Annotated in this window: 11 protein-coding genes; 1 reads left to right on the top strand and 10 read right to left on the bottom strand. The window is 63.6% G+C overall.

Annotated features, from left to right (window positions below):
* Positions 1–52: 52 nt before the first annotated feature.
* The 10 genes from SPHS8_RS05995 to ptsP all read right to left on the bottom strand — a co-directional run bounded on the left by SPHS8_RS05995 (position 53) and on the right by ptsP (position 11,674).
* Positions 53–574, bottom strand: a complete 522-nt coding sequence (locus SPHS8_RS05995) for a tetratricopeptide repeat protein (protein WP_097092855.1) — start codon at positions 572–574, stop codon at positions 53–55.
* 77 nt (positions 575–651) lie between these two features.
* Positions 652–1,827, bottom strand: coding sequence for an RsmB/NOP family class I SAM-dependent RNA methyltransferase (locus tag SPHS8_RS06000; protein WP_201514665.1), 1,176 nt, complete (start codon positions 1,825–1,827; stop codon positions 652–654).
* A 137-nt stretch (positions 1,828–1,964) separates the two neighbouring features.
* Positions 1,965–3,422 carry an IMP dehydrogenase gene (gene guaB / locus SPHS8_RS06005; RefSeq protein WP_201514666.1) on the bottom strand — a complete coding sequence of 486 codons (1,458 nt, stop codon included), beginning with the start codon at positions 3,420–3,422 and terminating at the stop codon, positions 1,965–1,967.
* A gap of 152 nt (positions 3,423–3,574) precedes the next feature.
* Positions 3,575–3,925 (bottom strand): hypothetical protein, encoded by a 351-nt coding sequence (locus SPHS8_RS06010; RefSeq protein ID WP_201514667.1) that lies wholly within the window; start codon positions 3,923–3,925, stop codon positions 3,575–3,577.
* Between the two features lie 88 nt (positions 3,926–4,013).
* Complete coding sequence (gene ftsH / locus SPHS8_RS06015) at positions 4,014–5,963, bottom strand: ATP-dependent zinc metalloprotease FtsH (protein WP_097092856.1); 1,950 nt, start codon at positions 5,961–5,963, stop codon at positions 4,014–4,016.
* A gap of 74 nt (positions 5,964–6,037) precedes the next feature.
* Positions 6,038–6,229: a hypothetical protein gene (locus SPHS8_RS06020; RefSeq protein ID WP_097092041.1), complete on the bottom strand. Its 192-nt coding sequence runs from the start codon at positions 6,227–6,229 to the stop codon at positions 6,038–6,040.
* Positions 6,230–6,380: 151 nt separating this feature from the next.
* A complete protein-coding gene (tilS, locus tag SPHS8_RS06025; protein WP_201514668.1) occupies positions 6,381–7,331 on the bottom strand; it encodes a tRNA lysidine(34) synthetase TilS in 951 nt (316 codons plus the stop codon).
* A 9-nt stretch (positions 7,332–7,340) separates the two neighbouring features.
* On the bottom strand, positions 7,341–8,252 hold the full coding sequence (locus SPHS8_RS06030) for a hypothetical protein (RefSeq protein WP_097092043.1): 912 nt from the start codon (positions 8,250–8,252) through the stop codon (positions 7,341–7,343).
* A gap of 130 nt (positions 8,253–8,382) precedes the next feature.
* On the bottom strand, positions 8,383–9,306 hold the full coding sequence (locus SPHS8_RS06035) for a helix-turn-helix domain-containing protein (RefSeq protein ID WP_201514669.1): 924 nt from the start codon (positions 9,304–9,306) through the stop codon (positions 8,383–8,385).
* 91 nt (positions 9,307–9,397) lie between these two features.
* Positions 9,398–11,674 carry a phosphoenolpyruvate--protein phosphotransferase gene (ptsP, locus tag SPHS8_RS06040; protein ID WP_201514670.1) on the bottom strand — a complete coding sequence of 759 codons (2,277 nt, stop codon included), beginning with the start codon at positions 11,672–11,674 and terminating at the stop codon, positions 9,398–9,400.
* 173 nt (positions 11,675–11,847) lie between these two features.
* Here ptsP and SPHS8_RS06045 point away from each other — a divergent pair, with 173 nt between their 5' ends.
* Entirely contained in the window at positions 11,848–13,014 is a 1,167-nt protein-coding gene (locus SPHS8_RS06045; RefSeq protein ID WP_201514671.1) for a pyridoxal phosphate-dependent aminotransferase, read from the top strand.
* Positions 13,015–13,036: the final 22 nt, after the last annotated feature.

Consider the following 13,036-nt stretch of genomic DNA (forward strand, 5'->3'; position numbering starts at 1 on the left):
GCCAAATGAGGTGAGCGGCTTACCTAAAGACGCTCAAACCGGCCTAAAAACTTCAAGGTGTCTCCGTCTCGGGAGCCTTCGGCACTACCGTCACGCCTTCCTTCGCGCTTAGCACGGTCGCGGGCGGCCCCTTCTGAATCGCCGCAGCAAGCTTGCCAACGGCCGCACAATCGCTCTTGCATGCACTCTGCGCCTGGGCGAGATTTTCCCTGGCCTTGGCAATGGCACCCTTTTCGACCATTGCCTCGCCCTGACCGACCAAGGCATTAACATCATTTGGATCGAGCAGCAGCGCTTCGCGATAAAGCCGGATCGCCTTGCCCTGAAGGCCCTGCGCACGCGCCACTTCGGCCATTTCGATATAGGCAGAGCGATTGCGCGGATCGACGGCCAGCGCCGTTTCCAGCGCATCATTCGCCGCCGCGTAATTCCCCGCCTGGCGCGCCGCGACGCCCGCCTGCTGCCATTCGACCGACAAGGGCGATATCTGCGCGTCCGGCCGCTGTGTCAGCCCCGCGCTCGACACGGTGGTCAACAGAACGGCCAAGGCGATCGAAGCAGGGGTAAAACGCATGCACAACTCCAGCCATGTTTCAGGCGATGATTCCGCCCGAGTGTCGTCATTTTGCCCAGGCTTGTCCATCGCCTCTTTCATGCAACAGCGCGCAGCCGGGCGAAATAGAAACCATCCATCGCATCATGTCCGGGCGTCAACAGCCGCCCCTGCCCATGGGCTCGCCCCGCACCCATCGACACATCTTCGGCCGCCCACCCGTCGTGACGATCAAGGAACGCCTGAACTTGCCCGGCGCCTTCCCGATCGGTGAGCGCGCATGTAGCATAGACAAGCACCCCGCCTGGAGCGACGAGCGGCGCGGCGAAGTCCAATATTCGCGCCTGCTCTCCAACCAGCCGGTCCAGTCGCGCAGGCGTTAGCCGCCAGCGCGCCTCAGGATTGCGCCGCCACGTTCCCGTGCCGGAACATGGCGCGTCGACAAGCACCACGTCGGCGCGCCCGCCCAGCCTCTCCAGCGCACGCTCCTCATGACCCTGATCGAGCAGCAGCGTTTCGATGAAGGTCGCCCCCGCCCGTTCCGCCCGTGGGTTTAGCCGGGCAAGGCGGGAACGGATCGTATCCGCCGCGATCAGCCTTCCTTGCCCCTGCATCGCTGCAGCAAGGGCCAGCGTCTTACCCCCCGCCCCGGCACACAGATCGACGACAGTCATGCCCGGTGCGACCCCGCACGCTGCCGAGATCAGCTGGCTTCCAGCATCTTGCACCTCGACAAGACCCTGCTTCCACGCCTCACTCTGCTCGACCGGCCAGCCCTCGGGCAGCCGCAGCGCATCGGGAAGTCCCTCGACCGGCTCCGCCTCAGGAAAAAACGGCGCAACCTCTGCCGCCGCGGCTTTCAGGCGATTGGCCCGCAAGTCGACAGGCGCGCGGCCGAGCAATTTTTCCTGCTCGACCGGAGCTGCGAACAATGGCTTGAGCCAGCCCGGCACAACGCCAGCCTCGGCCCCCTGCTCATCGCTGCTGATCGGCGCAGGCGCATGTGCCGATCCGTCGAACAGAGCCGCAAGCTCCGGCCGCTCCCGCGCCAGCCCAACCATCGCCGCCCGCCCGTTGTCCGGCCGCTCGGCCACCCGCCTTACCGCGTCATACACATGATCGCGCACGGCCCGCCGATCGCGCGACCCGGCATAGCGCCGTTCCTTGAAATAGCGCGCGATCAACGTGTCCGCCGCCGGTCCGCCATCGCGCGCAGCCGCGATAATAGCGTCCAGCAATTCGATCGCAGCCTGAACACGCGCAGCAGGTGTCATATCATACTCCCCCCTCCCGCAAGCGGGAGGGGCCGGGGGTGGGCCTGCCGCACCAGCGGCACTTTCAAGGACTCGACCGAAGCTGGCTACGCTTTCACCACCCGACCTCTCCATTGGGTGGAGGGATATAGGCGACCTTACCGCGTCGGATAATTGGGCGCTTCCCGGGTGATGGTCACGTCATGAACATGGCTTTCGGACAGACCCGCATTGGTGATCTGGACGAAACGGGCGCGCTCCTGAAGGTCCTTGATCGTGCGGCTGCCGGTATAGCCCATCGCCGCCTTCACCCCGCCGACCAGCTGATGAATGACGTCCTTGGCCGGGCCCTTGAAGGGCACCTGCCCCTCGATGCCTTCGGGCACCAGCTTCATCTGGTCCTTGATATCCGCCTGGAAATAGCGGTCGGCCGAGCCCCGCGCCATCGCGCCGACGCTGCCCATGCCGCGATAGCTCTTATAGGCACGGCCCTGGTAAAGGAAGGTTTCGCCCGGCGCTTCGGCCGTGCCAGCCAGCAGCGACCCGACCATGACGCAGCCCGCACCAGCCGCCAACGCCTTGGCGACGTCGCCCGAGGTGCGAAGGCCGCCGTCCGCGATCACCGGAATGCCTTGCTTGGCCGCTTCATTTGCCGAGTCCATGACGGCGGTAAGCTGCGGCACGCCCACGCCCGCAACGACGCGCGTCGTGCAGATCGAGCCAGGCCCGATGCCGACCTTCACGCAATCCGCGCCCGCGTCGATCAGCGCCTTCGTCGCTTCTGCCGTTGCCACATTGCCCGCCACGACCTGAACATGGTTGGACAGGCGCTTCACCGCCTCGACCGCAACCGCGACCTGCTTGCTGTGGCCATGCGCCGTGTCGATGACGATCAGGTCGCATTCCGCGTCGATCAACGCTTCGCTACGCTCCAGCCCCTTGTCCCCGACCGTAGTCGCCGCAGCCACACGCAAGCGGCCAGACCCATCCTTCGTCGCCTGCGGATAGGTGACTGCCTTTTCGATGTCCTTGACCGTGATCAGGCCGACGCAATGATAGTCGTCGTCGACCACCAGCAGCTTTTCGATCCGCCGCTGGTGGAGCAGGCGCTGAGCCTCTTCCTGGCCAACGCCCACCTTCACGGTGGCGAGATTATCCTTGGTCATCAATTCGCTGACCGGCTGCTGCGGATTTTCAGCGAAGCGTACGTCGCGATGGGTCAGGATGCCAACCAGCTTGCCCGAATCCTCGACCACGGGGATGCCGCTGATCTTATGCCGCTCCATCAGCATCTGCGCGTCAGCCAGCGTGGCGCGCGGGGTGATGGTGATAGGGTTCACCACCATGCCGCTTTCGAAGCGCTTCACCGCACGCACCGCGTCTGCCTGCTCTTCGATCGACAAGTTGCGATGGAGGACGCCGATGCCGCCCAATTGCGCCATGACGATGGCCATGTCCGCCTCCGTCACGGTATCCATGGCGGACGAGAGGATCGGAATGTTTAGCTTGATCTGCTTCGTTACATGGGTGCCGGTGTCGGCCTGGCTCGGCAGCACATCAGACTCGCCGGGCTGCAGCAGCACGTCGTCAAAGGTGAGGCCGAGGCGGATATCCATGTAAGAGCCACTTTCTATTGCGCGATCAGCCGAGGGGCATAGCGTGATCGCTGGGGATTCGTGGCGGCCCATGTAACCATTAACCAGCGAAACGACCAGACCTTAGGCGCATTTTGTTGCTGGGCGCCTCACCGTACAGAGAAAATGCACTTTCAGGATTTGCCGATTGCAGGCACGAGCCGATCGAGCCATGCCTGCGCCTGCTTCGGTTCTCCCACGGCCTGCGAACTAACAGGGCCGCGTGATGCCAGAAAGTCCTGTTGCAACGCGAACGGCGGCATCAATAGCTGCTCCCGCGCCTTGTCTACGGCTTCCCCAATTTCAGCCAGTCCTTCGATTACGGGCGCTATCGCGGCGCGACTGGCCCGATCATCCTTATGGCCGAACAAGCCCCATTTCCCTGAAGCCGTGACACGTAAGGCGTCCACCAGCTTCTCCGTATATTCCGCCTCCAGTTCCAGGCGGCGGGCATCCAGACGTTCCAATCGATCAGCTTTTGCCATGCGCGCCCTATCTCACCATGATTGAGGAGCGGCAAAGGAAAAGGGGCGCCGCCCCATGGCAGCGCCCCTTTAAAACCTTGACCGCCGCTCAAATCCCCGCAGGCGAAGGCTCCCCAAAGGGGCCCTTGCGCTTGCGCGTCTTGGGGATGGACGATCCTGCCGCAGGCACCGTCGAAGGCTTGATGGTCGTGCCATCGTCGCGAGTGATCTCGCCCTTGTCGAGCAGCGTCTTGATCTCTTCGCCGGTCAGCGTCTCATATTCGAGCAAGGCATTGGCCAGCAGGTGCAGCTGATCCTCATGTCCCGTCAGAACATCCTTGGCCCGATCATAGCCACCTTCCACGATCGTGCGGATTTCAAGATCGATCGCCTTCGCGGTCTCGTTCGACATATGGACGCGCTGGCTCTGCGAATAGCCGAGGAAGGTCTCTCCCTGCTGCTCTTCATACTGCAGCGGACCCAGCTTGTCCGACATGCCCCACTGGGTAACCATGTCGCGCGCCAGCTTGGTTGCGTACTGAATGTCGCCCGAAGCACCCGAGGACACCTTGTCATGGCCGAAGATGATCTCTTCCGCCACGCGCCCGCCCATGGCGACCGCCAGGTTCGCATGCATCTTGTCGCGATGATAGCTGTAGCTGTCCCGCTCCGGCAAACGCATCACCATGCCCAGCGCACGGCCGCGCGGGATGATCGTCGCCTTGTGGATCGGGTCCGACGCCGGTTCATGGACCGCAACGATGGCATGTCCCGCCTCATGATAGGCGGTCATCTTCTTCTCATCGTCGGTCATGACCATGGAACGGCGCTCGCTACCCATCATGACCTTGTCCTTGGCCGCCTCGAACTCGTCCATAGCGACCAGGCGCTTGCCCCGCCGCGCCGCCATCAGCGCGGCTTCGTTGACGAGGTTGGCGAGATCGGCACCCGAAAAGCCCGGCGTGCCGCGCGCGATGGTGCGCGGATTGACGTCGGGCGCCAGCGGCACCTTCTTCATGTGCACTGCGAGGATCTTCTCGCGGCCCTCGATATCCGGGCGCGGGACCACCACCTGACGGTCGAAGCGGCCCGGACGCAGCAGAGCGGGGTCGAGAACGTCGGGGCGGTTGGTCGCCGCGACGATGATGATGCCCTCGTTCGCCTCGAAACCGTCCATCTCGACCAGCAGCTGGTTCAGCGTCTGCTCGCGCTCGTCATTGCCGTTGCCGAGGCCTGCGCCACGATGACGGCCGACCGCGTCGATTTCGTCGATGAAGACGATGCAGGGCGCGTTCTTCTTGGCCTGCTCGAACATGTCGCGCACACGGCTGGCACCGACGCCGACGAACATCTCCACGAAGTCGGAACCGGAGATGGTGAAGAAAGGAACGCCCGCCTCGCCCGCAATCGCGCGAGCCAGCAGCGTCTTGCCGGTGCCGGGCGAACCAACGAGCAGAGCGCCCTTGGGGATCTTACCGCCCAGCCGCGCGAACTTGCTCGGGTCCTTCAGAAACTCGACGATTTCCTGCAATTCCTCGCGAGCCTCATCGATGCCCGCGACATCGTCGAACGTCACCTTGCCGTGCTTTTCGGTCAACAGCTTGGCCTTGGACTTGCCAAAGCCCATCGCCCCGCCCGCGCCGCCACCCTTCTGCATCTGGCGCAGCACAAAGAAGGCGATGCCCAGGATCAGCAGGAACGGCAGCGACTGGTAGAGCATGATCTGCCAGAAGCTCGGCTGCTCTTCGCTTTGGCCAGAATATTTGACGTTATAGTCGTCAAGCAGACCGGTCAGAGCCGGATCATTGACGGGAACGGTGTTGAACCGCTGCCCGCTGGTCAGCGTGCCGGTGATCTTGTCGGTGGCGATCGCGACGTCCTTGACCTGCCCTTCCTGAACCTTCGAACGGAATTCGGAATAGGCGATGCCGCTGCCTGCTTGGCTTGCGGAGCGGCTGTCGAACATCGAAACGAAAAGCAGCAGGGCGATAATCACCCCCGCCCAAATCATCGCGCTCTTGATCCAGGGATTGCCCTGCGGGTCCTTCTCGTCGTTCATCATCACTCTCTTTCACCGGGCAAGATAGGGTGCTCCGGCAAAATCGCAAGTTGGGCGATTTGCCCGCCGGACGTTCAGCCCCCGGCGAATTGCGACAGGGCGATATAGGCCAGGATCACCGCCACGCCCGCCGACAGCCCGCACAGCAGATAGCCGACATATAGCAGCATCGGCGGATGCGGACGCGCCAGTTTCCGGTTACGTTGCGCTGCCGAAAGGATGATGCTGGCGAGCACGCCATAGGTCAGCGCCGCAAATTCGAACATAATCAGCTTTCCATGCTTTGAGGGGCAGGCTCATTAAGCATGAAGGCTATTAAGGAAAGGTCATTGCGCCGCAACATTTCGACGGGCCGAGCCGCAGACACGTTGGCCCGTGGAACCTTTCCGTAACGACCAACGAACACGATCCTGTTTATCATCTTCGGGCGGGCGCAACGTTGATTTTCCAGACAGCGCCGCCTTTGATCAAGAGCGCCCCCAGACTCGTCTGCCCGCCTTTAGCAGCGACAAGAATCGCGCGATCAATCCCGTCTCCACGCGGCAGCGCACCCGGCTGCGCCTCCGCGACAATGCGCATTAGGAGCCGCCGCAGCAGTTCGCGGGGCAGATCGGTCCTGGTCAGCAGCCAGGCGCCGCCCTCCCGCCGAACATGTGCCGCTGCAAGATCGTCGACCATCCAATCCAGCGCTTCGGCACATTCCGCCAGCGCAGCTGCGCTGCGTGCAGCCGCCCGCGCATCGAGCCAGCTGACATTTTCCAGATGTTGGCGGATCGCCGCGCGATCGAAACGCGGATCGGCATTGGAAGGATCATTGACGAACGGCAGGCCTGCCGAGCGGACATGGCCCAGAAGATCCGCGCGTCTCGCATTCAGCAAAGGCCGAAGCACATGTCCTTGCCGAGCACGGATGCCCGAAAGCCCATTCACCCCCGAACCACGGTTGAGCCGCATCAGCACCGTCTCAAGCTGGTCATCGGCATGGTGCGCGGTACACAGCCAGTCGATCCGCCGTTCGACCCTCCAGTCCTCAAGCGCGGCATAGCGTTGGGCGCGGGCCCATTGCTGAACGTTACCGGTCAAAGGAGCCGCAGGGTGAAGCACCGCATGGGGGATGCCGCGCCCGCTGCACCACTGCGCCACCATCGCCGCCTCGTCCGCGGATCCGGGTCTTAGACCATGATCAACAGTCGCAGCCTCGACCCGGCCAGCGAAACAGCGGTGGGCAAGGTCAAGCAGCGTCATGCTGTCGGGGCCGCCCGACACTGCCACGCCAAAGCGCAGGCCTACTGCCTCGCCCACCAGATTGCCGACCGCTTGGATCAGCAAGGCTTCCAGGTCAGATTGTGCCGAAGAGGGTTCGGCCATGGTTTTGCCTTAGCTGCACTTCGCCCGGGTGCGGCCCTTCTCCATCATGCCGCGCAAGCTGGCCGACATGCTGGAGCCATAGACCTGCTCCAGCTCTGCATAAACCTTGCACGCATCGGCCGGCTTTTTAAGCTGGATCAATGCCTCGCCCAGATAGGCAAGACTATCGGCGGCCCGGTCGCCCTTGGGCCGCTTCTGATAATTGTCGTAGAATGTCACCGACGCAAGAGCGGGCTTGCCATCGTCCAGATAGGCCCGGCCCAACAGGTTGGCGGAGCGGCTCGCGACCGGCGACGCACCATATTTTTCGACGGTCGCTTTCAGCTGAGCCTGCGCTTCGGGATAGAATTTTGCGTCCCACAGCCGAAAACCATAGCTATAGGCATCCGCCGCAGCATCTCCCGTCGATGGCCGCTCGATGGCAGCCACCGCAAGTTTGCGTGCTTCCGTCGCGCCACCATTGGTCCCTGGCTGAGGCTTCGCCTCGGCCGGAGCCGCATCGGTGGACGGCACCGCCGGACGTACCGGCGGCGGCGTGACGACTTCGGCGCGGCTCTGTGCTTCGGCCTTATATTTGTTGAACGCCTCCTCCAGTTGGCGAATCTTGAAGCTGTTCTCTTCGACCTGCCCCGTCATCGACGCAAGCTGGGACTCCAGCGCAGCCACCCGCGCGGTCAGATCGGCAACGGGCGACGAGGACGGTGTGCCGGGCGGCACTGCGGGTGTAGATGGGCGGGTGATCTCCGCCTCCAGCGGAGTGCCTGCGGGAAAAACCTTCCGCTGAACCGCCCGCATTTCCTTTTCCAGCCGGTCGATGCGCACATCGATCGCCACATTCTGGGCAGCCGCCGCTGGCACAAGCGCAACCATGGCGGGCGCTCCCAACAACAGGGCGGTTGTCGCAAATAAGGCGTAACGCATGATGATCCCCGACTAAACTATCTAACCGACGACACGGCTAAAAAGCCGCATTCCCCGCTTTTAACCATAAGGCCATATTCGCCGCCGTAAAGCGCGACGTGCGGCTGCTCAAGCGAGGATGCGCGCGATCTTAGTTCGCTGCTGGCGGGGCAACCGGTGCTGGCGCAGGTGCCGCCGGTATCGCAGGCGCGACACTTCCGGTGACGGGCCGAACCGGCGGCAGCTGCGCTGCCGAGGGGGCGGAGGATGGAGCCGCACCCGCTGAAGCAGGCGCCGCCCGCGCCAGCAAGGCGGCCGCCGATACAGGCACGTCGGAAATGGTCCGATCCGGCGCGCCCAGCGGCGCGATCGGCTTGCCACCGACCGTCACCGACAAGGCTTGCGGGCGGCCGGTGAGGATCATGGGATTGCGAGCATTGGCGGGCAGAGTGAAACTCTCCCCCTTCTTCATCAGCCCGTCCTTCAACCGCTCGCCAGCCTCGTCATAGATGCGCAACCACACATCGTCATTCGCGGTGAACACCACCGTCTGCACGACCGGCGCTGCGGGACGAGCGCCAGCGGCTGGCTTGGCAGCAGTGACGGGCTTGGCCTGCTCGGCAGCGATCTCCTGCCCTGTAGGGGGCGTCAACATCTGCGTGCGCCAGATCGTGAAACCGGCGACGAGCAGGATCACGATAGCCGCAGCTGTCCATGCAAGGACGCGCGACGGCACCCGCGCCGGGTCGGCCGGTTCGAACGCTTCGTACCGGTTCGTCCCAAGTTCCGAATTATGAACGGCATGGCGTACATCAGCGGCAATCGCCACTTCGTCCAGATCCACCGCCCGGGCGTAGGCACGGGCGAAACCCACGGCATAGGGAATGCCGGGCAGTGCGGAATAGTCGTCGCGTTCGATCGCCTCCAACTGGCGCTGGGCGATACGGGTGCGCGTCGCCACGTCCTGCATCGACAGGCCTTGCGCCTCGCGCGCGGCGCGCAGCTTAGCGCCGGGAGTGCTGGATTGCACGTCCGGCGATGTTGCGCCGTTTTCCAGTTCGGGTTGTTCTGCCATGCTGCTCCGCGATCTTAGAGGCTGGTCTTGTCTCATTCCGGTACAGGGATTGTCAACGCCGGGCCGGGCATGACCGACCCATTTTCCCTGTTCAATTCAGTTCGATGCCGCGCTCTGTCGCCCACTCGGTCAACGCCCCGCGAACGTCCACGACGCCATCATTCAGCAGCATGCGCATCATAGCCTGCAATTCGGCCGCGTCGATCGCGCGGATCATCGCCTTGACCGGCCCCACCGATGCAGGCGTGATCGACAGACGCCGCACGCCCAGGCCCACCAGCGCCATTGCCTCCAGCGTCCGCCCGCCCATCTCTCCGCAAACGCCGACGGGCACCTGATATTCACCGCAGGTACGCACTACCCGGTCCAGGAAGCGCAGGATAGCGATGCTCAGCCAATCGTAGCGCTCGGCGAGCTTGGGATGCGCCCGGTCGGCCGCGAATAGGAACTGCGTCAGGTCATTGGTGCCGATCGACAGGAAATCGAGCTTGGGCAACAGCAGGTCCAGCACTTCGGCCAGCGCAGGCACCTCCAGCATCGCGCCATAGCGTACCGCCGTCGGCACCTTCTTGCGCTGGGACAGCAGCCATTCGCGCTGATGCTCGACAAGAGCGCGTGCCTTCTCATATTCCCACGGCTCCGACACCATCGGGAACATGATGTTCAGCACCTTGCCCGCGGACGCTTCCAGCAGCGCCCGCGCCTGCGCCTTCATCAGCCCGTCTCGGTCGAGCGCCAGCCGCAGCGCGCGCCAGCCCATCGCCGGATTGTCCTCCAGCTCCTCGTCCTCGTCGCGCTGCATGTACGGCAGCGCCTTGTCACCGCCGATATCGACCGTGCGGAAGATCACCGGGCGGTCCCCGGCCGCGTCCAGCACGTCCTTGTAAAGGCGTTGCTGCTTCTCCCGTTGCGGCAGCGTAGCGGATACGAGAAACTGGAACTCCGTGCGGAACAAGCCGATGCCGTCCGCGCCGACCAGATCCAGAGCCTGCGCATCCTCCCGCAGGCCCGCATTCACCATCAGCTCGATCCGCTGCCCGTCCGCCGTCACCGACGGCAGATCACGCATCGCGGCGAACTCCGCCCGCCGCTTCTGCGTAACGTGCAGCCTGTTCTCGAACGCTTCGTCCATGTCCGGCGTCGGACGGACCAGCAGGCTGTTCGACACGACATCCATGAGGATCAGGTCGCCCTCATTCACCTTTTGCCGGATCTCGCGGACGCGCCCCAGCACCGGCACACCCATGGCGCGCGCGACGATGGTAACGTGCGCCGTGAGCGAACCTTCTTCCAGGATCACGCCCTTCAGTCGCCGCCGGTCATATTCCAGCAATTCCGCCGGGCCCAGGTTACGCGCGATCAGGATGGCATCCTGCCTCAGCCCCAATTGCGCCGCCGTGCCCAACTGCCCCGACACGATCCGCAACAGCCGATTGGCCATGTCCTCCAGATCATGCATCCGGTCCTGCAACAGGGCATCGTCGATTTGCCGCATACGCATCCGCGTGCGCTGCTGTACGCGCTCGATCGCCGCTTCGGCGGTCAGGCCGCTATCAATCGCCTCATTGATCCGCCGAATCCAGCCTTCGTCATAGGCGAACATCTTGTAGGTTTCGAGCACCTCCTGATGCTCGCCCTCCATCCCGAACTCGACCGCCCCGGTCATCCGGTCGATCTGCTCGCGCATCTTGGTGAAGGCGGAAATGACGCGCTGCCGCTCGGCCTCGGTATCCTCGGCCACCGTATGTTCGACATGGACGCGCGGCTGGTGAAACACCGCATGCCCCCGCGCCATGCCCATCACCAGCTGCAATCCCTGCAGCATGATCGTGCCCGTATCCTGCACCCGCAGATCTGCCGGGCCATCATCCGCCAGCTCGGCGTTGGCGATCAGCTCCGACAGCACCATCGCCACGGTCTGCAGCGCCTCGATCTCGACCTCTTCATAGCGGCGCGGCTCGACATGCTGGACGCACAGCACCCCGATCGCCCGTTCCCGCCGCACGATCGGCACCCCCGCGAAGCTGTGGAACAGCTCTTCGCCCGTTTCCGGCCGATAGCTATAGTCGGGATGCGCCGCCGCCTCGTCCAGGTTCAGCGTCTCGACATTGGTCGCGATCAGGCCGACCAGACCTTCGCCCATCGCCATCCGCGTGACATGGACGGCCTCCTGCTTGAGGCCCCGCGTCGCGAACAGTTCCAGCAGCCCTTCGCGCACCAGATAGATGGAGCAAACCTCGCTCGACAGCGCCTGCCCGATAATATCCACGACCTTGTTGAGCTTCGCCTGCGCACTCGTCCGCGCGGCCATCACCTCCTGCAAGCTGGTGAGGATCTGGCGGGCGGCGGCGGCGGGCGTCGTGGGCATGTCAATGCGCTAACAGATCGCGGGGCCCCTTTCCAAGGGGAAGTCAATTCAATCGGCAGGGAAACCGATCAAAATCGTCAAAAAACTTGGGCGACATATTGCGGAAACAAGCGACCGCTTCGTCTCCTCGATCGGAACACCATGCGGTTGGTTCGAACAAGGGGACAGATGACATGACCTTGATACTGGAAAAGGATGCCCGCGAAGACCTGCTGGATCGCGGCTATTCCCGTCGCAACATCGGCAAGATTGCCGCCCTGCTCGGTGCAGGCGCTGCGGCAAATTCCCTGCTGATCCAACCCGCCCATGCGCAGCAGCAGGCCGCGCGCGGGATCAAGGGCGCGGTGCGCATCGGGTCGAACGAATGCTGGGCAGGCCCCTTCCCTTCCGGCGTGGAAGCGGCGGCAAGGGCGTCATCTTTCGGCAACTGGTATGATCCCGACAACTACCGGGGCGACCTTATCTCCACTGTGGCGAAGGTAGAGGGGCTAACGGAGTCGCAAGTCATGCTGTGGCCGGGCTCCGGCGGGCCGCTGGTCAGCATCGTCGCTGCCTATTGTTCGCCCACCAAAGGGCTTGTGAGCGCCGATCCGACATTCGAATCCGCCTGGCGCACCGCCGATTATATGAAAGCCCCGATCGCCAAGGCGCCCCAGGCGCCCGGCAAGGGCCATGACGTCAAAGCGATGCTCGCCGCCAATCCCAATGCCGGCCTTTATTATATCTGCACGCCCAACAATCCCACGGGCACTATCACGCCGCTTTCAGACATCAAATGGCTGCTGGACAACAAGCCCGCCGACGCGATGCTGCTGGTAGACGAAGCCTATATCCACTTCTCCGAAGCGCCGAGCGCCGTCAGCCTTATCGCGGGCCGCAAGGACATCATCGTCATGCGGACCTTCTCGAAGCTGTTCGGCATGGCAGGCATGCGCCTCGGCCTCACCTTCGCCGATCCTGAGGTGCAGAAGCGCATCATGCTATTCGGCCCCAGCGCCGGTGGCCTGTCGATCACCGCCATGGCGTGCGGCAATGCCGTCTACACCGAAAGCGGCCTCATCAAGGCCCGGCGCGAGGAATGCGCCGCCAACCGGGCCGAAACCATCGCCTGGCTCACGAAGAAGGGCGTCGCCGTGCATCCCGGCAGCCAGGCGAACATGTTCATGATGGACTGGAAGAAACCAGCCAAGGACATGCAGGCAGCCCTGCTTGCAACACCCGAAAAAGTTCAGATCGGCCGCAACTGGCCCATCTGGCCCACAGTCTCCCGCGTCACTGTCGGTTCGGCCGAGGATATGGCGAAGTTCCGCTCGGCTGTGGAACGAGTGCTGAAAGCCTGACCCCAAATTCCTCCCCATCACC

The sequence above is a fragment of the Sphingobium sp. S6 genome, assembly GCF_905120495.1.
GTDB lineage: Bacteria > Pseudomonadota > Alphaproteobacteria > Sphingomonadales > Sphingomonadaceae > Sphingobium > Sphingobium agri.

Bases quoted from the DNA above. Each gene is read 5' to 3' on its own strand.
- SPHS8_RS05995 (WP_097092855.1), bottom strand. From the start codon at position 574: ATGCGTTTTACCCCTGCTTCGATCGCCTTGGCCGTTCTGTTGACCACC.
- SPHS8_RS06000 (WP_201514665.1), bottom strand. From the start codon at position 1,827: ATGACACCTGCTGCGCGTGTTCAGGCTGCGATCGAATTGCTGGACGCT.
- guaB (WP_201514666.1), bottom strand. From the start codon at position 3,422: ATGGATATCCGCCTCGGCCTCACCTTTGACGACGTGCTGCTGCAGCCC.
- SPHS8_RS06010 (WP_201514667.1), bottom strand. From the start codon at position 3,925: ATGGCAAAAGCTGATCGATTGGAACGTCTGGATGCCCGCCGCCTGGAA.
- ftsH (WP_097092856.1), bottom strand. From the start codon at position 5,963: ATGAACGACGAGAAGGACCCGCAGGGCAATCCCTGGATCAAGAGCGCG.
- SPHS8_RS06020 (WP_097092041.1), bottom strand. From the start codon at position 6,229: ATGTTCGAATTTGCGGCGCTGACCTATGGCGTGCTCGCCAGCATCATC.
- tilS (WP_201514668.1), bottom strand. From the start codon at position 7,331: ATGGCCGAACCCTCTTCGGCACAATCTGACCTGGAAGCCTTGCTGATC.
- SPHS8_RS06030 (WP_097092043.1), bottom strand. From the start codon at position 8,252: ATGCGTTACGCCTTATTTGCGACAACCGCCCTGTTGTTGGGAGCGCCC.
- SPHS8_RS06035 (WP_201514669.1), bottom strand. From the start codon at position 9,306: ATGGCAGAACAACCCGAACTGGAAAACGGCGCAACATCGCCGGACGTG.
- ptsP (WP_201514670.1), bottom strand. From the start codon at position 11,674: ATGCCCACGACGCCCGCCGCCGCCGCCCGCCAGATCCTCACCAGCTTG.
- SPHS8_RS06045 (WP_201514671.1), top strand. From the start codon at position 11,848: ATGACCTTGATACTGGAAAAGGATGCCCGCGAAGACCTGCTGGATCGC.